At 57.2% G+C, this 458-nt stretch carries 1 protein-coding gene; it reads left to right on the plus strand.

The window, feature by feature from the left end; all coding sequences use genetic code 11:
- On the plus strand, window positions 1-458 hold a 458-nt coding region (locus WG929_RS20975), incomplete at both ends, for a DDE-type integrase/transposase/recombinase (RefSeq protein WP_416207623.1).

Here is a 458-nt window from a genome sequence, read left to right on the forward strand (position 1 = left end):
TGGGACATCAGCTACTGCCCATCGGAAGTGCGCGGCCAGCACTGGTATCTGTATCTGATCATGGACGTGTACAGCCGCAAGATCGTCGCCTGGGAGGTACATGATGCCGAGTCTGGCGAGCGTGCGAAACAGCTGGTTGAACGTGCGTTACTGCGGGAGGGCTGCTGGCACAATCCGCCCGTGTTGCACTCGGATAACGGCGCACCGATGACCTCGTATACGCTCAAAGCACGGCTGGCGGAACTTGGTATGCTGATGTCATACAGTCGCCCACGGGTGAGCAACGATAACCCGTACTCCGAATCACTGTTCAGAACAGTCAAATACTGCCCTGCGTGGCCTTCAAAGGGCTTCAGCTCGCTGCAAGCGATACGCGAGTGGATGCTGGCGTTCTCGCATGCTTATAACGAAGAGCATCGGCACAGCAGCATCAACTTCGTTACGCCTGGTGCGCGTCA

This window comes from Oceanobacter antarcticus (assembly GCF_044962685.1).
Lineage (GTDB): Bacteria > Pseudomonadota > Gammaproteobacteria > Pseudomonadales > Oceanobacteraceae > Oceanobacter > Oceanobacter antarcticus.